Origin of the sequence: Streptomyces sp. HUAS 31 (genome assembly GCF_028198125.1) — a bacterium.
In the GTDB taxonomy this organism is placed as follows: Bacteria; Actinomycetota; Actinomycetes; order Streptomycetales; family Streptomycetaceae; genus Streptomyces; species Streptomyces chartreusis.
The window spans coordinates 3,982,852-4,006,400 of record NZ_CP116353.1; the positions used below are offsets into that span (position 1 = coordinate 3,982,852).

General features: G+C 70.0%; 21 protein-coding genes, 1 tRNA gene and 1 riboswitch. Of the genes, 5 read left to right on the plus strand and 17 right to left on the minus strand.

Translation table 11 applies throughout. The features are described from left to right. Window positions 1–234: 234 nt before the first annotated feature. Window positions 235–1,026, plus strand: coding sequence for a hypothetical protein (locus tag PGH47_RS17540; protein WP_037863950.1), 792 nt, complete (start codon window positions 235–237; stop codon window positions 1,024–1,026). A 10-nt stretch (window positions 1,027–1,036) separates the two neighbouring features. Here the strand turns inward: PGH47_RS17540 and PGH47_RS17545 are convergent, their stop codons facing one another. Beyond that, entirely contained in the window at window positions 1,037–1,348 is a 312-nt protein-coding gene (locus tag PGH47_RS17545) for a hypothetical protein (RefSeq protein ID WP_176576805.1), read from the minus strand. A 94-nt stretch (window positions 1,349–1,442) separates the two neighbouring features. Here PGH47_RS17545 and PGH47_RS17550 point away from each other — a divergent pair, with 94 nt between their 5' ends. Then, window positions 1,443–1,673 carry a DUF4287 domain-containing protein gene (locus tag PGH47_RS17550; RefSeq protein ID WP_030950471.1) on the plus strand — a complete coding sequence of 77 codons (231 nt, stop codon included), beginning with the start codon at window positions 1,443–1,445 and terminating at the stop codon, window positions 1,671–1,673. An 87-nt stretch (window positions 1,674–1,760) separates the two neighbouring features. Here PGH47_RS17550 and PGH47_RS17555 read toward each other — a convergent pair whose 3' ends face one another. The 3 genes from PGH47_RS17555 to PGH47_RS17565 all read right to left on the minus strand — a co-directional run bounded on the left by PGH47_RS17555 (window position 1,761) and on the right by PGH47_RS17565 (window position 4,275). Beyond that, window positions 1,761–2,654, minus strand: coding sequence for a Bax inhibitor-1/YccA family protein (locus tag PGH47_RS17555; protein ID WP_176576804.1), 894 nt, complete (start codon window positions 2,652–2,654; stop codon window positions 1,761–1,763). Window positions 2,655–2,868: 214 nt separating this feature from the next. Then, window positions 2,869–4,044 carry a 4-hydroxybenzoate 3-monooxygenase gene (locus PGH47_RS17560; protein WP_271664215.1) on the minus strand — a complete coding sequence of 392 codons (1,176 nt, stop codon included), beginning with the start codon at window positions 4,042–4,044 and terminating at the stop codon, window positions 2,869–2,871. Window positions 4,045–4,191: 147 nt separating this feature from the next. Further along, a tRNA-Leu gene (locus PGH47_RS17565) sits at window positions 4,192–4,275 on the minus strand. A gap of 393 nt (window positions 4,276–4,668) precedes the next feature. Between PGH47_RS17565 and PGH47_RS17570 the strand changes: the two genes are divergently transcribed. Both PGH47_RS17570 and PGH47_RS17575 read left to right on the plus strand, forming a co-directional pair. Continuing rightward, entirely contained in the window at window positions 4,669–5,439 is a 771-nt protein-coding gene (locus PGH47_RS17570) for an ABC transporter ATP-binding protein (protein ID WP_030950468.1), read from the plus strand. Next, window positions 5,439–7,970, plus strand: coding sequence for an ABC transporter permease (locus tag PGH47_RS17575; protein WP_271664216.1), 2,532 nt, complete (start codon window positions 5,439–5,441; stop codon window positions 7,968–7,970). Before PGH47_RS17570 ends, PGH47_RS17575 begins: the two co-directional genes overlap by 1 nt. A gap of 65 nt (window positions 7,971–8,035) precedes the next feature. Here the strand turns inward: PGH47_RS17575 and PGH47_RS17580 are convergent, their stop codons facing one another. After that, complete coding sequence (locus PGH47_RS17580) at window positions 8,036–9,340, minus strand: SAM-dependent methyltransferase (protein ID WP_271664217.1); 1,305 nt, start codon at window positions 9,338–9,340, stop codon at window positions 8,036–8,038. A 230-nt stretch (window positions 9,341–9,570) separates the two neighbouring features. After that, the gene (locus PGH47_RS17585) at window positions 9,571–10,959 is read right to left on the minus strand and encodes an NAD(P)/FAD-dependent oxidoreductase (protein WP_125528599.1); all 1,389 of its coding nucleotides are present in this window, start codon (window positions 10,957–10,959) and stop codon (window positions 9,571–9,573) included. 547 nt (window positions 10,960–11,506) lie between these two features. Between PGH47_RS17585 and PGH47_RS17590 the strand changes: the two genes are divergently transcribed. Next, window positions 11,507–11,725, plus strand: a complete 219-nt coding sequence (locus PGH47_RS17590) for a hypothetical protein (protein WP_107905792.1) — start codon at window positions 11,507–11,509, stop codon at window positions 11,723–11,725. Between the two features lie 83 nt (window positions 11,726–11,808). Here the strand turns inward: PGH47_RS17590 and PGH47_RS17595 are convergent, their stop codons facing one another. The 11 genes from PGH47_RS17595 to PGH47_RS17645 all read right to left on the minus strand — a co-directional run bounded on the left by PGH47_RS17595 (window position 11,809) and on the right by PGH47_RS17645 (window position 23,472). Then, window positions 11,809–12,774: a Ppx/GppA phosphatase family protein gene (locus PGH47_RS17595; protein WP_271664218.1), complete on the minus strand. Its 966-nt coding sequence runs from the start codon at window positions 12,772–12,774 to the stop codon at window positions 11,809–11,811. Between the two features lie 58 nt (window positions 12,775–12,832). Beyond that, window positions 12,833–13,348, minus strand: a complete 516-nt coding sequence (locus PGH47_RS17600) for a DUF501 domain-containing protein (RefSeq protein ID WP_093746284.1) — start codon at window positions 13,346–13,348, stop codon at window positions 12,833–12,835. Window positions 13,349–13,373: 25 nt separating this feature from the next. After that, window positions 13,374–13,847, minus strand: a complete 474-nt coding sequence (locus tag PGH47_RS17605) for an FtsB family cell division protein (protein ID WP_126904029.1) — start codon at window positions 13,845–13,847, stop codon at window positions 13,374–13,376. Between the two features lie 100 nt (window positions 13,848–13,947). Then, window positions 13,948–15,234, minus strand: a complete 1,287-nt coding sequence (eno, locus tag PGH47_RS17610) for a phosphopyruvate hydratase (protein WP_107906251.1) — start codon at window positions 15,232–15,234, stop codon at window positions 13,948–13,950. 283 nt (window positions 15,235–15,517) lie between these two features. Continuing rightward, window positions 15,518–16,204, minus strand: a complete 687-nt coding sequence (locus PGH47_RS17615; protein WP_271664219.1) for a LysM peptidoglycan-binding domain-containing protein — start codon at window positions 16,202–16,204, stop codon at window positions 15,518–15,520. A 4-nt stretch (window positions 16,205–16,208) separates the two neighbouring features. Further along, a riboswitch (cyclic di-AMP (ydaO/yuaA leader) is annotated at window positions 16,209–16,408 on the minus strand. A gap of 208 nt (window positions 16,409–16,616) precedes the next feature. Then, window positions 16,617–17,675 (minus strand): transglycosylase family protein, encoded by a 1,059-nt coding sequence (locus tag PGH47_RS17620; RefSeq protein ID WP_271664220.1) that lies wholly within the window; start codon window positions 17,673–17,675, stop codon window positions 16,617–16,619. Between the two features lie 166 nt (window positions 17,676–17,841). After that, on the minus strand, window positions 17,842–19,110 hold the full coding sequence (locus tag PGH47_RS17625; protein ID WP_271668082.1) for a cytochrome P450 family protein: 1,269 nt from the start codon (window positions 19,108–19,110) through the stop codon (window positions 17,842–17,844). Window positions 19,111–19,229: 119 nt separating this feature from the next. Then, on the minus strand, window positions 19,230–20,210 hold the full coding sequence (locus PGH47_RS17630) for a nucleoside triphosphate pyrophosphohydrolase (RefSeq protein ID WP_271664221.1): 981 nt from the start codon (window positions 20,208–20,210) through the stop codon (window positions 19,230–19,232). A gap of 271 nt (window positions 20,211–20,481) precedes the next feature. Then, on the minus strand, window positions 20,482–21,126 hold the full coding sequence (locus PGH47_RS17635) for a SurA N-terminal domain-containing protein (protein ID WP_271664222.1): 645 nt from the start codon (window positions 21,124–21,126) through the stop codon (window positions 20,482–20,484). Between the two features lie 178 nt (window positions 21,127–21,304). Next, window positions 21,305–22,798, minus strand: a complete 1,494-nt coding sequence (locus tag PGH47_RS17640) for a serine/threonine-protein kinase (protein ID WP_333938202.1) — start codon at window positions 22,796–22,798, stop codon at window positions 21,305–21,307. Between the two features lie 38 nt (window positions 22,799–22,836). Next, window positions 22,837–23,472 (minus strand): hypothetical protein, encoded by a 636-nt coding sequence (locus PGH47_RS17645; RefSeq protein ID WP_271664223.1) that lies wholly within the window; start codon window positions 23,470–23,472, stop codon window positions 22,837–22,839. Between the last annotated feature and the right edge of the window lie 77 nt (window positions 23,473–23,549).

Here is a 23,549-nt window from a genome sequence, read left to right on the forward strand (position 1 = left end):
CGGCCCAGAACCCGAGAAACTCCAAGGTTCTGGGCCGTTTTGTGATCCAATCTCCCCCAGGATGTGACCTATCTCCCTTCGCGGAGGGATTTACGCAGGTCAGAACAGTTTCAGCACCAAACCCCAGACCCAAATCCCTGTCCGTTTCGTGACCTTACGCACTGACAGCTGGATAGTCCGCCCTTCAAGCTGATGTAGGAAGTCGGGGGTCGACTTTGAACCGGGAGTACGTCAGTGAGCGCCATGCCGATTGCTTTGCTGCTCACCACGGCCGCCACCGGCGCCGTGGGCGTCGCCGTCCTGCGCACCCTCATGGGGCTGCGCCGACAGGTCGCGGCCCTGCACACCGAGCTGGCACAGAACAACGCCGCCACGGCCCGTGGTCTCGTCCCGCAGGCCCGTGTCTCCGCCGACACCGATGAGATACGCGCGGCGGTGGCCGAGGCGCTCGCCGAGGAACGCGAGCGGGAACTGGCCGAGGCGCGCGCCTTCTGGGCAGCCCAGGAGGCCCGTGACGCCTCCGACGCTCCCACGCTGCTGGGTCTTTCCGACAGCGAGCTCTTCCTGCCCCGGCAGGCCGACTTCGCGGGTCTTGAGCACCTGGAGCCGGTGACCGAGCCGACCGCCGAGCCCGACGAGTTCGCCGGGGAGTCCCCCGAACTGGCCGCGGCCCGCCGCCGACACCCCTCCCACCCGGACTTCGTCCCGGCCCCGTCGCCGGTGGTGAACGACCATGAGCGCACCGTGGCCACCCTTGAGGACCTGGCCGCCTCCGCCACCGAGCTGACCGACGTCCGCCCCGGCCCCCTGGGCACCCTCGACGTCTACGTCTTCGCCGACGGCACCACCCTGTGCATGACGCCGGGCCACCGCGAGACGGCCGAGCGACTGGCGACGGCGCTGCGCGCGGGCGAGACGCCGGTACTGCTGGGCGGTTCGGGCATCTCGGGCGCGTACACGCTGACGTTCGCGTGCGGCGAGGAGAACGTCTACATCCTGGCCGACCGGGTCATAGCGTCCCTCTAGGCCCCAGGGCTCACACCCCGGCCCGCTTCTGCGCCTCCTCCACCAGCCGCACCGCCTCCTCGACCTCCCCCTCGTCCGTGAGTACGAGGGCCAAGTCGTGGACGGCGACGATGACTTGGTCGGCCGCCGCGAACATCCCGGCGTCGGGCATCTCCCGGGGCTCCGACCCCGGTGCCTCCAGAATCTGCGCCCGCCGGGCGAACTCCCTGGCCAGCGCCAGCGCCTCCGCGGCGGCACTTCTCTGCAGCCGGCTCTGCGGTGCCGCCCGCAACCGGTCGGCGAAGTGATCTACGGCTCGGGTCAGACGCGTCGTATCAACCACGCCGTGAGCGTACGCGACTGTTGCCAACGGGCGAACGCTCAGGCACGGTGACCTGAAGGACCGGCTTACATCCCCTTTGCGTCCGGAGGCGCCGATGTCCCACGTCCTCTCCGAGGAGACCCACCGCAACATGCTCGCCCGCATCCCCCACTGCACCGGTCGTGAAGTCGCCGACTGGTTGCGCGCAGTCGAAGAAGGCCCCGCTCTCTTCAACTTCGAGGAGAAGGTCAGCTGGCTCCGCCACGAGCACAACCTCGCGTACGGCCACGCGAAGGCGCTCATCCACGAGTACGACCTGAGGAGGGCCGCGCGCAAACTGCTCTGAGCGCGCACCGGGACGACGAAGGGCCCCGGGAGAACCCGGGGCCCTTGGTCATGTCTCGCTCACGGCGGTGCCGTGACCGAAGGAGGGTCAGTCGCTGCTGTTGAGGATCGAGATGAGCCTCAGGAACTCCATGTAGATCCACACCAGCGTCATGGTGAGGCCGAAGGCCGCCATCCAGGCCTCTTCGCGCGGCGCGCCGTAGGCGATGCCGTCCTCGACCTGCTTGAAGTCCAGGGCGAGGAAGCAGGCGCCGAGCAGGATGCCGATGACGCCGAACAGGATGCCGAGCGGGCCGCTGCGGAAGCCGAGGCCGTCACCGCCGCCGAAGACCGCGAACAGCAGGTTGATCGCCATCAGGGCGATGAAGCCGAGCGCGGCCGCCATCACGAAGCCGACGAACCGTCGGTTGACGCGGATCCAGCCCGCCTTGTAGGCCACCAGCACCGCGGCGAAGACCGCGAGCGTGCCGAGCACGGCCTGCATGGCCGCACCGCTGGCGATGCGGTTGTCGACGACGCTGGAGACCACACCGAGGAACACACCCTCGAGCGCGGCGTACGACAGGATCAGCGCGGGCGACGCCTTGCGCTTGAAGGACTGGACGAGCGCCAGGACCATGCCGACCAGGCCGGCAGCGATCGCGATGCCGTAGGACCGGCTGATGTTGGCGTCGTCGACCGGCAGCAGCGCCCAGGCGAGCGCGGCGGTGACGATCAGGATGCCGAGCGTGGTGCCGGTGCGCATGAGGACGTCGTCCATCGTCATGCGACCGGTGGTGGCCGGGGCCTGCGGCGGTGCGCCGTACGGGGCCTGCTGGGCGTACGGGTTCTGCGCGTACGGGTTGCCGGCCTGCGGCTGGGCGTAAGGGTTGCCCTGCGTGCCGACAGCGGCGCCCCCGGCCTGCGGCGCGGTGTTGAAGCCCGCGTAGCCGTTGTCGCGGCTGAACCCCCGTCGCGAGAAGACCGGGTTGCTGCTCCTCATTTCACTCCTCCATGGCCGCCGTGCGCGGCCTTGGCTCAAGAGTAATAGGTAGGCAAAGGATTGACCCTAGTGCTTGGGGAGGATCTTTCCCTCGTCGTGCTGGCCAACACGCTACGCGGCCGGGTGATTCCCAGCCACGACGGGGCTCATTCATGACCAACCTGCGACGTGGCCGGAACCTGACGGAGATCACTCCCCCGGCCTTCACCGCCCGTCACCCGAACGGAAACCCGGTGTACGCCTCGGCGAGGTCGGTCTCGGCGGCCCTCGACGCCGCGATCCGCTCCAGCCGCGCCAGCTGGAGCCGGTCCTCGAACGGCGTGGCGCCCGGGGCACGGTGCAGCAGTGTCGTCATGTCGTAGGAGAACCGCTCGGCCTGCCAGACGCGGCGCAGACAGGTCTCCGAGTAGGCGTCGAGGAGTGCGGGCGAGCCCGTCCGCCTCTCGTGCGTCAGCGCCCGCGCGAAGGTGACGACGTCACCGATGGCGAGATTCAGCCCCTTGGCGCCCGTGGGCGGCACGATGTGGGCCGCGTCACCGGCCAGGAAGAGCCGCCCGTGCCGCATGGGTTCGTGGACGTAGGAGCGCATGGGCGTGACGGACTTCTGGGTGATGGGGCCGCGCTCGAGGTGCCAGTCGTCGGCGGTCTCGAAGCGACGCTCCAGCTCGGCCCAGATCTCGTCGTCGCTCCACGAGTCCGCCTCCGTGCCCTCGGGCACCTGGAGGTAGAGGCGGGAGACCGACGGGGAGCGCATGGACAGCAGGGCGAAGCCGCGGTCGTGGCGGGCGTAGACCAGCTCGTCGTGGGAGGGGGCGACATCGGCGAGGATGCCGAGCCAGCCGAAGGGGTACGTCCGCTCGAAGACCCGGACCAGGTCCTCGGGGATCGCCCTGCGGGCCACGCCCCAGAAGCCGTCGCAGCCGACGACGTAGTCGCATTCGAGGACGTCCTCGACGCCGTTGCGCCGGAAGCGCACGCGCGGGGCGGCGGTGTCCGCGCCCTCCACGGCCAGCGCCTCCGCCTCGAACAGCAGCGGGCCGCCCTCCTTCGACTGGAGGGCGATGAGGTCCTTGCAGACCTCGGTCTGGGCGTACACCATCACCGAGCGGCCGCCGGTGAGGGCGGGGAAGTCGACGCGGTGGCGCTTGCGGTCGTACCGCAGCTCGATGCCGTCGTGCGGCAGGCCCTCGCGGTCCATCCGCTCCCCGGCGCCGGCCGCGCGCAGCACATCCACCGTGCCCTGCTCCAGGATTCCGGCGCGCTGGCGGTGCTCGACGTAGGCCCGGTCGCGGCTCTCCAGGACGACCGAGTCGATGCCGGCGTTATGGAGCAGGCGCGCGAGGAGGAGGCCGGCGGGGCCCGCTCCGATGATGCCGACGGTGGTGCGCATCGGTCGCTTCCCTTCACACTGTTCGTATGGTGAAGTTTTATTCACCATCTTCGTGCGAGTCTCCGTCCGGGCGCATCCGCTGTCAACGGTTGTGCGGGAACTCCTGAACCGGGGTCAACTCTTGAAGGAAGGGAGGGGTGTCGGAAGTGCCCAGAGCCGGACTTGAACCGGCACGCCCGCGAAGGGGCAGCGAGGTTTAAGCTCGCCGTGTCTGCATTCCACCATCTGGGCAGGCCATGGGCTCCGCATCGAGGTCCCGAGCCTATCGGGATACATCCCCCGAACAGCGGACGGGCGGACTGATGTTGTCTTATTTTATTGACGTCTGAGGGTGCATCAGCCCGCGGAACACGCCATCCGCACTTGCCAATAGCCTTCCGTGCGGCGGTCGGCGGCGCATGCGGAATGACGGAATTTCACCGCCCGAACAAGGACGCTCCACCTGTTCCCGATGCGAACGGGTGTCAGGGGTCGCCGTCATCCTCAGGTATGACGCGGCCGCCTCCGGTCCATCCGCAGTCTGCCTTCGGAACCGGAACAGGGACGGACTACACGGCGCCGGACGGCCGGGACGATGGATACGTACGTCGAACACACCGCCGTCCCCATAGGAGCGTCCTTCTCGTGACCACCGCACCCATCGCCGACCGGGCCACGACCGTGGCCGCGCGGGCCACGGATCTGTCGAAGATCTACGGACAGGGCGAGACCCAGGTGGTCGCCCTGGACCGGGTCTCCGTCGACTTCCGGCAGGCCGAGTTCACCGCGATCATGGGCCCCTCCGGCTCCGGCAAGTCCACGCTGATGCACTGCGTCGCCGGTCTGGACACCTTCTCCTCCGGTTCCGTGCGCATCGGCGACACCGAACTCGGCACCCTGAAGGACAAGCAGCTCACCAAGTTGCGCCGGGACAAGATCGGTTTCATCTTCCAGGCGTTCAACCTGCTGCCGACGCTGACGGCGCTGGAGAACATCACCCTCCCGATGGACATCGCGGGCCGCAAGCCGGACCAGCAGTGGGTGGACTCGGTGATCCGGATGATCGGTCTCTCCGACCGGCTCAAGCACCGCCCCGCCCAGCTCTCCGGCGGCCAGCAGCAGCGCGTCGCGGTGGCCCGCGCCCTCGCCTCCCGCCCCGAGATCATCTTCGGCGACGAGCCGACCGGAAACCTCGACTCGCGCTCCGGCGCCGAGGTGCTGGGCTTCCTTCGCAACTCCGTACGGGAGTTGGGTCAGACGGTCGTGATGGTGACCCACGACCCGGTGGCCGCCGCGTACGCGGACCGCGTGGTGTTCCTGGCCGACGGACGCATCGTCGACGAGATGTACCGGCCGACCGCGGACAACGTGCTCGACTTCATGAAGCAGTTCGACGCGAAGGGCCGCACCAGCTGATGTTCCGCACCGCCCTGCGCAACGTTCTCGCGCACAAGGCCCGGCTCCTGATGACCGTGCTCGCCGTGATGCTCGGCGTCGCGTTCGTCTCCGGCACCCTGGTCTTCGCCGACACCCTCTCCAACGCCTTCCGCAACCAGTCGGCGAAGAGCTACGACGACGTCGCCGTCTCCGTCACCTCGCACGCCGACCCGGACAACCCCAAGGAAGAGCCCGGCCTCTCCGGCAGGACCCTCGACCGGATCACCGCCGTCGACGGCGTCGACGGCGCGTACGGCCGCGTCGAGGGCTTCGCCGGGGTCGCCGACCCCGACGGGAAGCTGATCGGCGTCGGCTGGTCCAACAAGGGCTCCAACTTCGCCCCCGGCAAGGACGGCAAGGACAGCGCCTACACCTTCACCGACGGCTCCGGCCCGGTGAAGGACGATCAGATCGCCCTGGACAAGGAGTCCGCGACCAAGGGCGAGTACCAGGTCGGCGACCGGGTGCGCGTCGCCACCAACGGCCCGGTGAAGGAGTACACCCTCAGCGGTGTCTTCACCACCGAGGACGGCGCCGTGAACGCCGGCGGCAGCCTCGTCCTCTTCGACACCGCGGTCGCCCAGAAGCAGTACCTCAAGCCGGGCTACTTCGAGAGCGTCACCGTCACCGCCGCCCCCGGCGCCGACGACGCGAAGATCCTGGCCGCGGTCAAGCCGCTGCTGCCCGACACCGCCGACGCCCAGACCGGCAAGGCGCTCGCGGACGAGCAGGCCGAGCAGATCGAGCAGGGCATGGGCAACCTCAAGCAGGTCCTGCTCGGGTTCGCCGGCATCGCGCTGTTCGTCGGCGTCTTCCTGATCTCCAACACCTTCACGATGCTGGTCGCCCAGCGCACGAAGGAGATCGCCCTGATGCGCGCCGTCGGTGCGTCGCGCAAGCAGATCACCCGCTCGGTGCTCGCCGAGGCCGCGGTGGTCGGCCTGGTCGCCTCGGTGATCGGCTTCGTCCTCGGCATCGGCCTCGCGGTCGGTCTGCGCTCCGGCATGGCCGCGTTCGAGATGAAGATCCCGGACGGCCCGCTGATCCTGTCCGCCACGCCGGTGATCGCCGCCGTCGCGGTCGGCGTGCTGATCACGATGTTCGCCGCCTGGCTGCCCGGCCGCCGGGCCGCGAAGATCCCGCCGGTGGCCGCCATGAACAGCCTCCACGCGGTGGCCACCACCAAGTCGCTGGTGCTGCGCAACTCCATCGGCACGGCCATCACCGCCCTCGGCGCGGCCGGGATCGTGCTGGGCGCCTCGACCGGCGGCGACGACGGCCGGATGTACATCGGGGCGGGCGCGTTCTTCTCGCTGATCGGCGTGATCATCCTGATCCCGCTGCTGTCCCGGCCCGTGATCGCGCTCGTCCGCCCGCTGCTCGTCGGCCCCTTCGGAGTGGCCGGCAAGCTGGCCGGCCAGAACGCGGTCCGCAACCCGCGCCGTACCGGAGCCACCGCCTCGGCGCTGGCGATCGGACTGACGCTGGTGACCGGTCTGTCGGTGCTCGGCATCACGGTCGGCACGGCCATCGACAAGATGACCACGGACAACATCAAGGCCGACTACATGGTCTCGATGGCGAACGGCGGGGACCTCGACCAGTCCGCGCTGACGGCGCTGGAGAAGGCCAAGGGCGTCTCCGCGGTCTCCCCGCAGCAGGACGCCTATCTCCAGGCCGGCGACGACTACGTGTCCGCCTCCGCGGTCACCCCGGGCGACATCCAGCGGGTCCTGAACGTCGACGTCGTCAGCGGCAACGTCGACTCGCTCGCGAAGGGGCAGATCGCGGTCGCCGAGAAGACGGCGAAGAGCAAGGGCTGGAAGCCCGGCGACAGCGTCTCCTTCACCTTCGCCGACGAGAAGAAGGCCACGCTGACGGTCGGCGCCGTCTACAAGGACAGCGAGTTCCTCTCGCCCGTCCTCATCGACACCGAGGTGGTCGACGAGCACGAGGCGAAGCCGTACATCCGGCAGATCTTCGTGAAGGTCGACGGCGGCCAGTCCTCGGCCAACGAGAAGGTCCTCATCGACGCGCTGGGCGACAACCCCGCGATCACCGTCATGGACCGGCAGGACATCCGCAACGAGTTCGGCGGCGCCATCAACACCCTGCTGAACATCATGTACGGCCTGCTGGCGATGGCCCTGATCATCGCGGTGCTGGGCGTCGTCAACACCCTCGCGATGTCGGTGTTCGAGCGGCAGCAGGAGATCGGCATGCTGCGGGCGATCGGTCTCGACCGGCGCCGGGTGAAGCGGATGGTCCGGCTGGAGGCCGTGGTCATCTCGGTGTTCGGCGCGGTGGTCGGCATCGGTCTCGGCTCGTTCCTCGGCTGGGCGATCGGCGAGACCTTCGCCGACCAGATCCCGGGCTACGCGCTGGTCCTGCCCTGGGACCGGATCGGGATCTTCCTGGTGCTGGCCGGTCTGGTGGGCGTCCTGGCCGCGATGTGGCCGGCCCGCAACGCCGCGAAGCTCAACATGCTGAACGCGATCAAGGCCGAGTAGCGCCTCGACGCACCGAAGGGCCGGGCTTCCCCGTCAGGGGCCCGGCCCTTCGGCTTGCGTCCGGCTCAACGGCCCTCGGGTTCGCCCCACTTGCGGGCGCGCAGCGCCATCCCGGAGTCACCGGATTCGGGGGTTCGCACCGCCAGCACCTGGTTCACGCCGATGCGGTTACGCTCGAAGGCCAGCGCGGAGGCGGCCATGTACAGCCGCCACACCCGGGCGCGCCCGAAGCCGCTGAGCCTGACCGCGCGCGCCCAGTCGGCCTCCAGGTTGGCCACCCAGCGGCGCAGCGTCAGGGCGTAGTGCTCCCGGATCGACTCGACGTCGCGCACCTCGAAACCGGCGCGCTCCAACTGGGCGACGGTGACTCCGACGGGCTGGAGCTCGCCGTCGGGGAACACATAGGCGTCGATGAAATCGTCGACCTCGTAGGACGATTCGTCGCGCTGCGGGCGCCGGGCGATCTGGTGGTTGAGCAGCCGCCCGCCGGGCTTGAGCAGGCGGTGCAGCACATCGGCGTACTCCAGGTACCGCTCGGCGCCGACGTGTTCGGCCATGCCGATGGAGGAGATGGCGTCATAGGGCCCGTCGCCGACCTCCCGGTAGTCCTGGACCCGGATCTCCACCCGGTCGGTGAGCCCCTCGTCGGCGACGCGCTTGCGGGCGTAGGCGGCCTGCTCCTGGGAGAGGGTGATGCCGACGACGCTCACGCCGTACTCGCGGGCGGCGTGCATCGCCATGGAGCCCCAGCCGCAGCCGACGTCGAGCAGCCGCATGCCGGGCTTCAGGCCGAGCTTGCGGCAGACGAGGTCGAGCTTGTCGCGCTGGGCGGTCTCCAGGGTGCTGTCCGGGGCGGGCCAGTAGGCGCAGGAGTACACCATGGACGGGCCGAGGACGATCTCGTAGAAGTCGTTGCCGACGTCGTAGTGGTGGCTGATGGCACGCTTGTCGGTGCGCTTGGTGTGCAGATGGCCCGGCCGGCGCACCTCCTCGGGCGGCGGCGCGGGCGGCAGCGGCACTCCGCCGAGCCTGACGAGCCCGCGCACCGCGGCGCGCACCTCGGGGTCCCGAAGCGCCTGAGCCAGGCTCCGGGCGTCCTCGCCCCGCTCCCACACGAGCCCCGCGAGCAGGTCGAGGGCGGCGTAGAGATCCCCTTCGATCTCCAGGTCCCCGGCGACCCAGGCCCGGGCCAGCCCCAGCTCACCCGGCTTGAACAACAGCCGCCGCACGGCACGGCGGTTGCGTACGACGAGGGTCGGCGCGCCCGGCGGACCCGCCTGCGAACCGTCCCAGGCGCGGATGCGCACCGGGAGCGGAACCCCCAGCAACTGTTCGAGAAGACTCTTCAACCGCACCGCGGCGTCTGCCATGGCACACACCTCCGTGATAACGGATCCCGGAATATCCGACACCACGTAAACACCTGAGGGGCCCGTTGACAGTCCCCCACGCGCGTTACGGCTGGGCAAAACAGGTGCAGGAGCCACCCGGTCGGCCCGCGCGGCGGTTGTGCCCGGGAACGCCGAAGGACCTCCCGCACCACGGATGGCGGGAGGTCCTTCGGTCGGTTCGGCCACCTCGTGAGGTCAGCCGGAGGGGTTCAGGAGGCCTTGGCCTTCTCGCCCTTGTCGGCAGCGCTCGCGGCGGCGACCGGCGCCGGCTTGGCGGCCTCGTAGAACTCCTCGCGGGGAGTCTCCAGGGCACCGAGGGCGACGACCTCGCGCTTGAGGAACATGCCGAGGGTCCAGTCGGCGAAGACGCGGATCTTGCGGTTGAAGGTCGGCATCGCCATGCCGTGGTAACCACGGTGCATGTACCAGGCGAGACGGCCCTTGAGCTTGATCTTCATCTTGCCCATGACGATCATCGCGACGCCCTTGTGGAGGCCGAGGCCCGCCACCGCGCCCTTGTTGGCGTGCGAGTAGTCCTTCTGCGGGAAGCCCCGCATGCCGGAGATCACGTTGTCGCCGAGGACCTTGGCCTGACGCAGGGCGTGCTGGGCGTTCGGAGGGCACCAGGCGTTGGGGTTGCCGGCCTTGCGGCCGACGAGGTCCGGGACCTGGGCGTTGTCGCCGGCGGCCCAGATGTAGTCGGTGCCCGCGACCTGGAGGGTCGGCTCGCAGTCGACGTGACCGCGCGGGCCGAGGGGCAGACCGAAGCGGGAGAGCGCCGGGTTCGGCTTGACGCCGGCCGTCCACACGATGGTGTTGGAGTCGACCTCGAGGCCGTTCTTCAGCACGACGTGGCCGTCGACGCAGGAGTCCATGGAGGTCGAGAGGTAGACCTCGACGCCACGGGCCTCCAGGTGCTCCTTGCCGTACTGGCCGAGCTTGGGGCCGACCTCGGGAAGGATCTTGTCGGCGGCGTCGACGAGGACGAACCGCATGTCCTCGCGGGAGACACTGGTGTAGTACTTGGCCGCGTCGCGGGCCATGTCCTCGACCTCACCGATGGTCTCGGCGCCGGCGAAGCCGCCGCCGATGAAGACGAAGGTGAGCGCCTTGCGGCGGATCTCCTCGTCGGTGGTGGAGTCGGCCTTGTCCAGCTGCTCGAGGACGTGGTTGCGCAGGCCGATGGCCTCCTCGATGCCCTTCATGCCGATGCCCTGCTCGGCGAGGCCGGGGATCGGGAAGGTGCGGGAGACCGCGCCCATCGCGATGACCAGGTAGTCGAAGGGCAGCTCGTACGCCTCGCCGACCAGCGGGGCGATCGTGGCGACCTTGCGGTCCTGATCGATGGTGGTGACCCGGCCGGTGAGGACCTCCGCCTTGGGCAGCACGCGTCGCAGCGGGACGACGACGTGGCGCGGGGAGATGCTGCCGGCGGCGGTTTCGGGGAGGAAGGGCTGGTAGGTCATGTACGACCGGGGGTCGACGACCGTGACAGTCGCCTCTCCGTAGCGCATCTTCTTGAGGATGCGCCGAGCTGCGTACAGGCCTACGTACCCACCGCCTACTACGAGGATCCTGGGACGCTCCGTGGTGCTCATGCCATCGAGTATCCACCCGCCTCAGGGGGGTCGCTCGTGCGCCCCTTCACAAGCTCTTCCACACCCTGTGCTACTATCCCCGGCCCGCGTGACACAGGTCATGGTCACTTGCGGGAACCGGGGTGCGGTACGACCCGTTGTCAATGCCGCGTGAGCTGCCTCTCTGTCGCAACGGGCCCTCTGTGAGGGGCGCCTGGCGGCCTCCGCCGAAAGACCCCCGAAGCCTCCTTACACGAGCCATCTGAACATGTTCAAGGGCCTGTTCACCCCTCGGAAGGGTCAACCGGCACCTGGACATGCTCCGACAGGGCCGAATTCCTTGTGAAGAACTTCACGAACATTCTTGAGCGGGCCGCTCCGGGAGGGCTCCAAGGGGCTCGGAAGGCCCCTCGAAAGCGCTCACACGCTAGCCGTACCGCTCACTCGATGGCTACCGCCGGGTAGCAAAACGAGACACGAACCACCCCGTACCTGCGATCTGAGGCACCGTCACCCGTCCAGCCACTCTCCGCGCGAAAATGATCAGAAGGGCACATAGCGTGCAGCCATGATCACTTCACGGAAGGCCCCCAAGCGGGCCGGCAAGCGAATAGTCTCGGTCGGCGTTGCCCTCGGCATCGCCATGGCGACGGGCGCCCTCACGGCGGCGTCCGCCTCGGCCATGACGCCCGTCCATTCCTCCAAGGCCACCCTCGCACAGGCGAGTCACGGTTACGGCGGGGACGACGACGGGTGCAGCGGCCTCATCGTCATCCTCTGCAACTGACGCCGGCCCGCTCGGGCTCGCACGACGGCCCCGGTCCCCTCCCGCAGGAAGGGCACCGGGGCCGTTCGGTGTCGCGGCGCGGATCAGTGGCCGTTACCGGCGGCCTCTTCCGCGACCTTGAAGGCGATGCCGTCGAGGATGTCGTGCTCGCTGACGACGACCTCCTCGGCGCCGGTCCGCTCCATGATCGCCAGCAGCACCAGCGCGCCGGCCGCGATGACGTCGACCCGCCCCGGGTGCATGGAGGGCACGGCCGCCCGCTCGGCGTGGGTGGAGTGCACCAGCCAGTCGGTGATCTCGCGGACCCGGTCGAGGGTGACCCGGGAGTGGTGGATGCGCGCGGAGTCGTACTCGGGCAGGTCCTGCGCGATCGCCGACACCGTGGTGACCGAACCGGCCAGCCCCACCAGCGTCTTCGCCTCGCGCAGCGGCACCGTCTCCTCGGCGAGGTCGAGGGCGGCCTCGATGTCGGCCCGTATGGCGGCGATCTGCTCGGCGGAGGGCGGGTCGGAGACCGCGCCGTCGCGCACCAGGTGCCGCTCGGTCATCCGCACACAGCCGACGTCCACGGAGCGCGCCGCGCGGACGTGTTCCTCGCCGACGACGAACTCGGTCGAGCCGCCGCCGATGTCGACGACCAGGTAGGGCCGGTGCAGATCCGCCCGCCCGGTCAGCTCCCTGGTCGCGCCGGTGAAGGAGAACTCCGCCTCCTGGTCTCCGGTGACGACCTCGGGCTCGACGCCCAGGATGTCCATGACGCCGCGCACGAACTCGTCCCGGTTCTCGGCGTCCCGTGAGGCGGACGTGGCGACGAAGCGCAGCCGCTCGGCGCCGTGCTCCTTGATGATCGCCGCGTAGTCACGGCAGGCGGCGAAGGTGCGCTCCAGCGCCTCCGGCGCCAGCCGCCCCGTACGGTCGACCCCCTGGCCGAGACGCACGATGGTCATACGCCTGTCCAGATCGACGAGTTCACCGGTGGCCGGATCGACGTCGGCGACAAGAAGCCGGATGGAGTTCGTACCGCAGTCGATGGCGGCGACGCGGGTCATGGGGTGCCCTTCTGACGTACGGGACATTCTTCGAGCAGTGCGGTCGGCGGGGGCGAGGTCACTCCGCGACCACGCACGGCCCCTTCATCCACCACTCCGGCAGCATCGCGATCGCCTCGTCGCCGAGCGGGTTCACGCCCGGGCCGGCCGCCAGCGAGTGCGCGACCAGCACGTGCAGGCACTTCACCCGGTCCGGCATCCCGCCCGCGCTCGGAAACCCGGTCAGCTCCTCGATCTCGTCCCGCCGCCGGATGTAGTCCTCGTGCGCGGAGCGATACGCCGCGGCCAGCTCCGGATCGCTCTCCAGCCGCGCCGACATCTCCTTCATCACGCCGTTCGCCTCCAGCGTGCCGATCGCCGAGGAGGCCTTCGGGCACGTCAGGTAGTACAGCGTCGGGAAGGGCGTGCCGTCGGGCAGGCGAGGAGCCGTCTCGACCACGTCCGGCTGGCCGCACGGGCACCGGTGCGCGATCGCGCGCAGCCCGCGCGGAGGACGGCCGAGCTGCTGCTTGAAGGCCTCGACATCCGCGTCGGTGGGCTCGGTGCGCGGGGTGGGCGGCGGGGGCGTTTCCATGCCTGTCTTTCTATCGGTTCGGATCTCACTGGGCGGCGTCGGCCTTGTCGACCCCGTCCCAGATGTTCGCGTACCAGGGTCGGTCGGCCGCGCTCTGGTCGGTCCGCGACTTCCTGGCCGCGTCCGGGTCGACCACGATGTAGCCGGTCTCCCCGGGCATCACGTAGTGCAGCCGCTGCCGGATCTGCTGCTCGGCGTACGCGTCGTCCTGCCAGCGTGCCTTGATGTCACGCAGGTCCTCGACGCGCTGTGCGGCCTCCTCCTTCTCGCGCTGGAGGTCGGCGATCTCGGCACGCTGGGAGACGTACTGCCTTATGGGGTAGGCCAGCGCCACGACGAGGGAGCAGACCACCAGCGCGAGCAGCGCGGCCCGTCCGGTGAGCCGGGAACGCCGGGCCTGCCGCTTGGTCTGGGAGCGGTAGACGCGGGCCGCCGTCTGCTCGCCGAGCAACCGGATCCTGGTCGCGGTGGAGAAACGGTCCCGGTCCTTGACGGCCATCGGCTCTCGCCTCCCCTTTCACGTGCATACGTCCCCGCACACGGTACGGGACCGAGTACGGGGACGTACGTACGACTGGCTAAGCCTTACCCAGGTGGGGTCAGCCCTTGAAGCGCGGGAAGGCGCTGCGGCCGGCGTACACCGCGGCGTCGTCGAGGATCTCCTCGATGCGCAGCAGCTGGTTGTACTTGGCGACGCGCTCGGAGCGGGCCGGGGCGCCGGTCTTGATCTGGCCGCAGTTGGTGGCGACGGCCAGGTCGGCGATGGTGACGTCCTCGGTCTCGCCGGAGCGGTGCGACATCATGCACTTGAAGCCGCTGCGCTGGGCCAGCTCGACGGCGTCCAGGGTCTCGGTGAGCGAGCCGATCTGGTTGACCTTCACGAGCAGCGCGTTGGCGGCGCCGTCCTCGATGCCGCGGGCCAGACGCTCCGGGTTGGTGACGAACAGGTCGTCGCCGACGATCTGCACCTTGTCGCCGAGCTTGTCGGTGAGGACCTTCCAGCCCGCCCAGTCGTCCTCGAACAGCGGGTCCTCGATGGAGACGAGCGGGTAGGCCGCCACGAGCTCCTCGTAGTACTCCGTCATCTCGGCGGCGGAGCGCTCCTTGCCCTCGAAGAGGTACTTGCCGTCCTTGTAGAACTCGGAGGCGGCGACGTCGAGTGCGAGGGCGATCTGCTCGCCGGGGGCGTAGCCGGCTTCCTTGATGGCCTCGAGGATGAGGTCGAGGGCCTCGCGGTTGGAGCCGAGGTTCGGGGCGAAGCCGCCCTCGTCGCCGAGGCCGGTGGACAGGCCGCGGCTCTTCAGCACCTTCTTGAGGGTGTGGTAGACCTCGGTGCCCCAGCGCAGGGCCTCGGAGAAGGACTCCGCGCCGATCGGGGCGATCATGAACTCCTGGATGTCGACGTTGGAGTCCGCGTGGGATCCACCGTTGAGGATGTTCATCATCGGGACGGGCAGCAGGTGCGCGTTCGGGCCACCGAGGTAGCGGAACAGCGGCAGGTCGGACGCCTCGGATGCGGCGTGGGCGACGGCGAGGGAGACGCCGAGGATGGCGTTGGCGCCGAGGGAGCCCTTGTTGTCGGTGGCGTCCAGGTCGAACATGGCCTGGTCGATCAGGCGCTGCTCGGTGGCGTCGTAGCCGACCAGCTCCGGGCCGATCTGCTCGATGACGGCGAGCACGGCCTTCTCGACACCCTTGCCCTGGTAGCGGTTCGGGTCACCGTCGCGGAGCTCGATGGCCTCGAAGGCACCCGTCGAGGCGCCGGACGGGACGGCGGCACGACCCGTGCTGCCGTCGTCGAGGCCGACCTCGACCTCGACCGTGGGATTGCCTCGGGAGTCCAGGATTTCCCGGGCTACGACGACGTCGATGGACGGCACGAGCATCTCCTTCATGGGATGTGACGCGGGTACGCAGTCCGCGGTGGGTACTGCGAGACGAGCCTAACCGGCTCCGGGCATCAGACCAGCGGTCGACCGCCCCGTGGACAGAACCGAGAGTAAATTGTTTCCGAACGGAACAAAGACACGGTACAAAAAACCCCGCCCCGGTGCGTACGGGGGAAGACGCACCGAGGCGGGGAGCGTGGGGACGGGGGTGACCCTCACGACGCCTTCACTATGAGGTCCACGTATGTGATGGCGCCGTGGTTCAGCTGTCGCCCGTCTGTTACTTCAGGTGCAGCTGCTGACCGGGGTAGATCAGGTTGGCGTCCTCGACGATGTCCTTGTTCAGCTTGAAGAGCTTCTCCCAGCCGCCCTTGACGTCGCGGTCGGCCGCGATCGAGCTGAGGGTGTCACCCTTGACGACCTTGTACTCGCCGTCGCCCTTCTTGACCTTCTTGCCGGTCGGGGTGGTGACGGTCTTGGTGCTCTTCTTGGCGGCCGGGCGGTCGGTGGAGCGGGAGGCCGACTGCTGCTCGGAGGAGCGGGTGGTGGACTCGGTGCTCTGCGAGGAGCCGGCGGAGGAGCCGTTGTACGCGGCGCTCGACAGGCCGGTGCCGCAGTTCGGCCAGGCACCCTTGCCCTGGCCCGCGAGGACCTTCTCGCCTATGGCGATCTGCTGGGCCTTGGTGGCCTGGTCGGCGGTGGCGGCGTACTGGGTGCCGCCGTACGCGGCCCAGGTGGAGGCGGAGAACTGCAGACCGCCGTAGTAGCCGTTGCCGGTGTTGATCGACCAGTTGCCGCCGGCCTCGCACTGGGCGACGGCGTCCCACTCGGAGGCGGTGGCGGCGGAGGCGCTGCCGGCGGCCATCAGCGGGGCGGCGACGGCGGCGGCACCGGTGACGCCGACGACGGCGATGGCGCGAGCGGCCTTGGACGGACGACGGTGCTTGCCCTTGCTGGAAAACAGCATGGTTGGATCCCCTCACCGACGCCTACGAGGTGAGCTGTCGGGTTCGGGCCGGTTGAGTTGCCCGGCCGCACAGGTTCACCTTTCGGCTCCCACTGCGCGGCTTCACCCCGAGCCGGTTCCGGCGGCGCGGTCCCGAAGGACCTCAACTGCCGGACCCGGCGCAAACCTTGGGTCCCCCGCTCCTGCCTACGGCGCTTGACGCGACGACTGTTCCCGTACGGCCGCCGGCAGGATTCGGCGTGACGGCTGTAGGGGCCCGCTCTGGTGGCGAGCGGTCACGACCGTAGACACGCGATTCGCGGAATTACAAAGACGATCAGGGCTTCTGAGATCTATCTCTCACTACTTTCAAAACGGACATTCAACGCGAAACGTGACGTGAACTGCCGTTGTTTTTCGCCCTGTTCGCCCGTTATTCGACAGGGACGTCCAGCGTCTGACCGGGAGCGATGTGGTCGGCGTCGGCACCGATGGCCTTCTCGTTCGCCCGGTACAGCGCGCGCCATCCGCCGTCGAGGTCAAGGGAGTCGGCGATGGAGGCGAGCGTGTCGCCCTCGCGGACCTTGTACGAGGCGTGGCGCCCGGCGGACTTGGTGGTCGCCTCGCTGGTGCCGCTCTCTTCGGCGCTGGGGCCGCGGTGCCGCCCGGAGCCGCCCGTCGCCTCTTCGACCGCGCCCGTGACCTCGCCGTCGACCGAACCGGTGTCGACGAGGCTCCAGGAACCGGCATCCTGTGACCAGTTGTCCTGATTGTCCGCCTCGGATGTCTCGGCAGGCGAGCTCTCCGGCGACTGCGATGCCGTCGCCTCGGGCGACGTATCGGACTTCGAAGACTTGTCGGACTTGGAGGATGAAGATGGAGAAGAAGAGGACTTCCCGGGCGATTCGGACGAGGCGTCCGGAGTGCCGCTCGCCGACTGCGAGGGGTCGTCGGACGGCGTGGACGCGCCGGAGGAGCCGTCGGAGTCGGAACCCTCCGACGAGTCAGATGAATCAGACGAGCCGGACGAGTTGGACGAATCGAGCAATCCGGAGGATCCGGACACCTCGGAGGGCGAGTCGCTCTCCACCCCGGTGTCGAGGTCGACCGATCCGGACTGCTTGGTAAGCCCGTTGAGCACCGCGCACGTGCCCCACGGCTTGGTCCCCTGGTCCGCGAGGATCTTCTGCGCCACGGCTATCTGCTGCGAGCGGCTGGCGAGGTCCGGGCTGGTGGCGTAGTCGAGGCCGCCGTACGCCTCCCAGTCGTCCTGGGTCAACTGGAGTCCGCCGTACTGCCCGTTGCCTTCGTCGGCGCTCCACGAGCCGCCGCTCTCGCACTCGGCCACCTTGTCCCAGACGGTTCCGTCGGCCGCGCTCGCGCCGGTGGCGCCGAGGAGCGGGATGGCGATCGCGGATCCGGTGACTCCGGCCGCGACGAGGAGAGCCGGAGCCTGACGGGGGCGACGGTGACGACCGTTCCCGGAGAGCATGCGGGGACCTTTCGCGAGGCAGCACTGAACACGGCGCGTAAAACCTGGACGCCTTGTTGATCCGTGAACGTATAGGCAGACGATCACTTGTCACAAGTTAATGCCGCGTAGATCACGTGAAGATCACAGACATGAGTGCGTGTCACGTTTGCCGAGGCGGACGTACTCACCCAACCGGGGTGAACTCCACCGGAAGCGTACGCAGTCCGCGCATGATGAGTCCGCCCCGCCACCTCAACTCCTCGGGATCCACGGCGAGTCGGAGATCCGGGAGCCGGGTGAGGAGCGTGGCGAGCGCGGTCTGGCCCTCCAGACGGGCGAGCGGGGCGCCGAGGCAGTAGTGGATGCCGTGGCCGTAACCGAGGTGCTGGTTGTCGCGGCGGCCGAGGTCCAGGACGTCGGGGTCGGCGAACCGCTCCGGGTCCCGGTCGGCGGCGGCCAGCACGACCAGGACGGGGTCGCCGGCCGCGATGTCCTGCCCGCCGATGGTGAGCGGCTCGGTGGCGAAGCGCCAGGTGGCGAGCTCGACCGGCCCGTCGTAGCGCAGGAGTTCCTCGACGCCGGTCTCCAGGAGGGCGGTCTCGTGGGCGGCCAGGGAGGTCTGGAGGCGGGCGCGCTGCTCGGGGTGGGTGAGCAGGGCGAAGGTGCCGTTGCCGATGAGGTTGACGGTCGTCTCGAAGCCGGCGAACAGCAGGATGAAGGCCATGGCCGCGGCCTCGTTCTCGGTGAGGTGCTCACCGTGGTCGGAGGCGCGGATGAGACCGGAGATGAGGTCCTCACCGGGGTCGGGGGTGAGCGGAAGTGCCTCGCGCTTGCGGTGGATCAGGTCGGCCAGATAGCCGCGCATCTTCTTCACGGACCGCGCGACCCCGCCCCTCGGGCCGCCCTGGTGCCGGATCATCATGCCCGCCCAGTCCCGGAAGTCGTCCTGGTCCTCGCGCGGGACGCCCAGCAGGTCGCAGATCGCGTAGATGGGGAGGGGGAAGGCGAAGTCGTGGATGAGGTCGGCGCTCCCCCGGTCCGCGAACCGGTCGATGAGCTCATCGGTGAGCTGCTGCACCCGTGGCTCGAACTCGGCGACCCTGCGCGGCGTGAACGCCTTGGAGACGAGCCGCCGGAGCCTGGTGTGGTCCGGCGGGTCGATGTTGAGCAGATGCGTCATCAGGTCGGCCTTGCGCTCCCCCGGGATACCCGTCCTGCCCTTGGCGTGCGCGGGCTCGTCGTGGTGGGCCGGGTTCTTGGAGAGCCTGTTGTCGGCGAGCGTCTGCTTGGCGTCGGCGTACCGGGTGACCAGCCAGGCCTCCACCCCGCTGGGGAGCCGCGTCCGGTGCACGGGGGCGTGCTCCCGGAGCCAGGCGTAGGCGGGGTAGGGGTCCGTCGCGAACTCCCAGGTGAAGAGTTCGGGGGCCTCGGGGTGGGGGGGGGGTCGGGGGATGGGAGGTCGAGGGGTGGGGCTGGTTGGTCACTCCTTGACGGTATCCGGAGGGGAGAGGGGGTGCGGAGACGGTCTCCGGATGGGGAGGCACGGCTCCGGCCTTCATGTGGCTCTCGGCGCTACGAGGGCACCCCCTCCGCCGCGCGTACCGCGTCGCGGTACGCGCGGGCCGCGACCCGCAGGGCCGCTTCCGGGTCCACTCCGGCCGCCTCCGCGCGGACGGCCATCGCGAGCAGCTCGTAACCGATGCCGTCACCGGTCGGCAGCGGTACGTCCAGGCCCGCCGTGCGGACTCTGGACGCCAGCTTCGCGGCGAGGGCGAGGCCCGGCTGGCCGAGGGGGATGCCCTCCGTCACCGACTCCCGGCGCTTCTCCTCGGCCTTCGTGCGCAGCCAGTGCTCCTTGACCTCCTCGGGGGTCGTCGCCGTCTCGTCGCCGAAGACATGGGGGTGGCGGTGGATGAGCTTGGTGACGATGCCGCCGGCCACGTCGTCGATGGAGAAGGGGGCCTCCGGGTCCTCCTCGGCGATCCGGGAGTGGAAGACGACCTGGAGGAGGACGTCGCCCAGTTCCTCGCGGAGTTCGTCGCGGTCGCCGTCCTCGATCGCCTCGACCAGCTCGTAGGCCTCCTCGATGCCGTACTTCGCCAGGCCCTTGTGGGTCTGCTGGGAGGACCACGGGCACTCGACGCGGATGCGGTCCATGACCTGGACGAGGTCGAGGAGGCGGGCGCCGGGGAGGTCGTAGGAGGCGGGGAGCAGTTCCAAGTCCGGCATCGCCACGCGGCCCGTGCCGGCCAGGCGGGCGAGGCCGTCGGTGAGCGCGGGCTCGCCCTCGCCGGTCGCCACGACCACGACGGTGCGGCCGCCGGCGCACGCGTCGATCAGTTCCTGGGCGGTCGGGGCGGCCTCGTCGACCGGTATCCCGGCCTCGCGCAGATACGGCAGCTGCGGATGGGCGCCGTCCGCGCACAGCACGCGGTCGGCGGAGCGCAGCGCCTGCCACGCGGGCCAGGACAGCAGGCCGGGGGCGACGCGGTGGCTGGTGGTGAGCAGGACGATGCGGCCGGGGGCGGCGGCTTCGGGACTGGTTGCGTTCACGATCCGAACGTAACCCAAGGGACCCACAAGTCCCCGAGTTATCCACAGGCCGGGCGGCGGCGCCGGGGTTGTCCACAGGGGGCGGAGCCGAGATGGCTCGCCCTGCCGGGGGCAGCGGGGTCGGGTGCCCCGCTTTGCGGGGGGGATGCCCCGCCCTGCGGAGGGCGGCGGGGCCGGGATGCCCCGCCTGTCCGGTGGCCGCCACGGCTGTCGTCAGCTCGCGGGCTGTGCCCCCGCCGCCGTCACATCGCGCGCTGTGCCCCGCCCGTCGTCACATCGCGGGCTGAGCCCCCGCCGCCGTCACCTCGCGCACCCACGGTGTCTTCGCGTCGGCGCGGCTGCTCTTCTGGACGTCCCAGGTGCCGTAGCGCGGGTTCACGTCGATGTCGAGCTGCTTGGAGGCCGCGGCCAGGGCGTTCCAGAAGGCCGGCTTGCCGGTGTCGGTGCCGAGGACGGTGGCGAGCTTCTGGGCCTCCAGCTGGAGGCGGAGGTTCTCGTCGAGGCGCTGCGGCGGGATGCCGTACTGCTGGAGCCAGGCGGTCTCCAGCGCCTTCGCGCCGCCGGCCTGGCCCTCCAGGTCGGCGCGCATCTGCTGGATCTCCTTGCGGGTGACGCTCACGTCGGCGTCCTCGGCGGCCTTGTGCAGCACCTCGTCGAGGACCATGTTGTGCAGGACGTCGCGCGGGAGGGTGCCCGACTTGGCGATGACCTGCGCGTAGGCGGCCTCGTCCGGTACGGCGTCACGCTGCGCCGTGCGGACCTCGCTCACCCTGTTCTCCAGCTGCGACACGGTGATCCGCTGGCCTCCGACCACGGCCGCCGCACCGGGGTGCGCGTCGTTACCGCAGGCGGTGAGCAGAGGTGCCGCGACGATCGCGGCGGAGAGGAGAAGCGCGGTACGACGGCGGCGGTGCAAGGAGACCTCCCGAGGAGAGCTTGTGCGACGGTGCACAAAGTCTTGCGGTGATCGATGGTAGGCAGTGGGCAAGCTCTGGCCAACCCATTGGACCAACGATTCACCAGGACTTCGGGCACCGCCGCACCACGCCGAGCGGGTACCGGCCCGTGCGAGGGCCCCGCCATACGGTGCCGGACTAGCCGCGCACCTGCCCCAGCCACTGCAAGGTGCGCCGTACCTCCGCCGCGACCGGGTGGCCTGGGCCGTGCAGGCGCTCCACGTCCATCAGCAGGCGGGCCAGGGTGTCGTGGGCGGCGGGGCGGTCGCCGACGGCGAGCAGGAGGTGACCGATGCGGCGGCGGACGTCGTGGGCGAGCTCGGGGTCGCCCGAGACGTACTGGTTCTCGTAGTACGGCAGCAGCGCGCGGTACTCGGTGAGCGCGGCGGCCGGCTGGCCGAGCTGTTCCAGGCACTGGGCGACGTCGTAGCGGAAGCGCAGGGCCTGCGGGTCGGCCTGGCCGGCCTCGGCGGCGCGTTCGTCGGCGAGGCGGCGCAGTTCGGGCAGCGCGCGCCGGTACTGGCCGTCGTCCATGAGCGTCGCCGCGTACTGCTTGCGCAGCGTACGCACGACCGGGGAGTGCTCACCGTGCTGCTCGGCCGCGGTGGGCAGGATCGCGCCGAGGATGTCGACGGCCTGGGTGATGCTGCCCTCGCCGAGCAGGCGCTTGACCTCGTCGACGGCGCGCGCGACATCCGGCTTCCCGTCGGCGGGTGTGACGGGGGTGGCGGGCGCGGGCTGGGGCGCGGGGGTCCGAGCGCGGTCCGGCCAGGGGGCGTGCGGGCGCAGGAAGGGGCGGGTGGGGTCGAGCGATGCTCCGGTGTGGACGCCGCGCGCGGGGAGCAGCGGCGCCAGGTCCTCGTACACCTCCTGCGCGGAGGCGGGGCGGTGCTGCGGGTCCTTCGCGAGCAGGCGCAGGACCAGGGCTTCGAGTGCCTCGGGGACCTCGGGGCGGCTCCGGCGTACGGGCTGCGGCGGCTCGTACAGGTGCCGGTGCAGTACGCCGAGCGCCGTCGAGCCGGAGAACGGCACGTCTCCGCTGAGGAGTTCGTGCAGGACCACGCCGAGTGCGTACAGGTCGGTGTAGGGGCCGACCGCGCCGCCCATCGCCTGCTCTGGGGCCATGTAGGCGGGCGAGCCGATGGGAGTGCCGGTGTGGGTGAGGCGGGTGGTGTCGGCGTCCATGACGGAGGCGACGCCGAGGTCGAGGACGGTGACCGTGCCGTCCTGCTTCACCATCAGGTTGCGCGGCTTGAGGTCGCGGTGAACGATCGGCACCGCGTGCACGGCGCTCAGCACGGCACACAGTTGCGCGGCGATCGCGACCGCCCACTGCCACGGGTAGGGGTCGTGCTCGGCGAGATGCGCGGCGAGGTCCGCACCGTCGACGTACTGCATGACGAGGAACAGCTCCTCGCCCTCGCTGCCCGCGTCGTGCACCGTGACCAGCCCGGGGTGGTCGACCTGCGCGGTCACCCGGCACTCGCGCACGAACCGGCGGCGCAGCTCGTCCGCCTCCTGCCCGGCCACCTTGTCGGGGCGCAGCAGCTTCACCGCCACACGCCGGTCGAGCCGTTGGTCGTACGCCGTCCAGACCTGGCCCATGCCGCCCTGTCCGATGAGCGCGGACAGGGCGTAACGGCCGGCGACGACACGTCCTGTCGTCACGGTCACCGTCCGCCCTCGTCGCCGTCCGGGCGGGTGTCGTGCTTGCGCAGGTAGTCACTGAGCTCGTCGAGCTCGGCGCGCACCTGGTCGATGCGCGCGGGCGCGGGGCGCTGCGGGGGCGTCGGCGGCGGCGCGGGCGTGCGCGGCACCGGCGTCTGCGACATCGGGGTGCCGGGCAGGGGCCGCTGGGGTATCGGCGGCGACTGCGGCACGGTCGTGGCGGTGTACGGCGACTGGGCCTGCGGGTAGCCGTAGGCCGGGGACGCCTGCCGCTGCCCGGCGTAACCGGAGAAGCGGAGCTGGTGGAAGTGGCGTATGTCCGCGGAGAGGTAGTACGCGATCGCGGCCACCATGCCGCCCAGGACGAGGGCGAGGCCCGTCCAGCCGCCGGGGGTGTGGATCTCGTCGCCCGGCTCGGAGCCCATCAGGTACAGGCCGAGGAACTCCACCACGATCGACGCCGCGAACAGGCACCAGTCGAGCGCCCTGCGGGTCACGATCGCCAGGCGCAGCATCATCACCCACATCAGCAGGCCGAAGCTCAGCACCGACATCACGACGAAGACCACGCGCAGGAAGACCAGCCAACCGGTGGGCGGCGGCTGGTTCACCGGCTGCGGATAGCCGTGGCCTTGCATGACTGCTCCTGATGCCTGAGGTGGGCGCGCGGGGTCGACCGACCCTGCCCGGTACGGGACAACCTCGGTCGTGCGAT

What these genes read in the sequence shown, in the direction of transcription:
- PGH47_RS17645 (WP_271664223.1), bottom strand. Translation starts at nt 23,472, where the DNA reads ATGCAAGGCCACGGCTATCCGCAGCCGGTGAACCAGCCGCCGCCCACC.
- PGH47_RS17615 (WP_271664219.1), bottom strand. Translation starts at nt 16,204, where the DNA reads ATGCTGTTTTCCAGCAAGGGCAAGCACCGTCGTCCGTCCAAGGCCGCT.
- PGH47_RS17575 (WP_271664216.1), top strand. Translation starts at nt 5,439, where the DNA reads ATGTTCCGCACCGCCCTGCGCAACGTTCTCGCGCACAAGGCCCGGCTC.
- PGH47_RS17605 (WP_126904029.1), bottom strand. Translation starts at nt 13,847, where the DNA reads ATGGCCGTCAAGGACCGGGACCGTTTCTCCACCGCGACCAGGATCCGG.
- PGH47_RS17590 (WP_107905792.1), top strand. Translation starts at nt 11,507, where the DNA reads ATGATCACTTCACGGAAGGCCCCCAAGCGGGCCGGCAAGCGAATAGTC.
- eno (WP_107906251.1), bottom strand. Translation starts at nt 15,234, where the DNA reads ATGCTCGTGCCGTCCATCGACGTCGTCGTAGCCCGGGAAATCCTGGAC.
- PGH47_RS17560 (WP_271664215.1), bottom strand. Translation starts at nt 4,044, where the DNA reads ATGCGCACCACCGTCGGCATCATCGGAGCGGGCCCCGCCGGCCTCCTC.
- PGH47_RS17600 (WP_093746284.1), bottom strand. Translation starts at nt 13,348, where the DNA reads ATGGAAACGCCCCCGCCGCCCACCCCGCGCACCGAGCCCACCGACGCG.
- PGH47_RS17550 (WP_030950471.1), top strand. Translation starts at nt 1,443, where the DNA reads ATGTCCCACGTCCTCTCCGAGGAGACCCACCGCAACATGCTCGCCCGC.
- PGH47_RS17580 (WP_271664217.1), bottom strand. Translation starts at nt 9,340, where the DNA reads ATGGCAGACGCCGCGGTGCGGTTGAAGAGTCTTCTCGAACAGTTGCTG.
- PGH47_RS17595 (WP_271664218.1), bottom strand. Translation starts at nt 12,774, where the DNA reads ATGACCCGCGTCGCCGCCATCGACTGCGGTACGAACTCCATCCGGCTT.
- PGH47_RS17585 (WP_125528599.1), bottom strand. Translation starts at nt 10,959, where the DNA reads ATGAGCACCACGGAGCGTCCCAGGATCCTCGTAGTAGGCGGTGGGTAC.
- PGH47_RS17555 (WP_176576804.1), bottom strand. Translation starts at nt 2,654, where the DNA reads ATGAGGAGCAGCAACCCGGTCTTCTCGCGACGGGGGTTCAGCCGCGAC.
- PGH47_RS17620 (WP_271664220.1), bottom strand. Translation starts at nt 17,675, where the DNA reads ATGCTCTCCGGGAACGGTCGTCACCGTCGCCCCCGTCAGGCTCCGGCT.